This window comes from Domibacillus sp. 8LH (assembly GCF_038806185.1).
In the GTDB taxonomy this organism is placed as follows: Bacteria; Bacillota; Bacilli; order Bacillales; family Domibacillaceae; genus Domibacillus; species Domibacillus indicus_A.
On sequence record NZ_JAVJNG010000137.1, the window covers coordinates 1 to 272 of the forward strand.

1 protein-coding gene is annotated in these 272 nt (G+C 51.1%); it reads right to left on the bottom strand.

Going from position 1 to position 272, the window contains the following annotated elements:
• Positions 1–272 (bottom strand): aldehyde dehydrogenase family protein (locus tag RG959_RS24155; protein ID WP_342799302.1); only part of this gene is annotated, 272 nt, incomplete at both ends.

Below are 272 nucleotides of genomic sequence, written 5' to 3' on the forward strand. Positions count from 1 at the left end.
GCGATAAACTCATCGGCAATGCTTTCTTCTACTGCTACAACGGCTGCAGCCATGCAGCGCTCACCCGCTGAACCAAAAGCGGCGGCTGTTACTTCTTTTGCGGCCAGGTCAAGATTTGCATCTGCCAGCACGATCGAGTGGTTTTTCGCTCCTGCAAGCGCCTGTATGCGTTTCAAGTTCGCTGCTCCTGTTTTGTATACGTATTCTGCAACTGGCTGTGAGCCAACAAATGAGATGGCTTTCACTTCTGGGTGCTCAAGAAGACCGTTTAC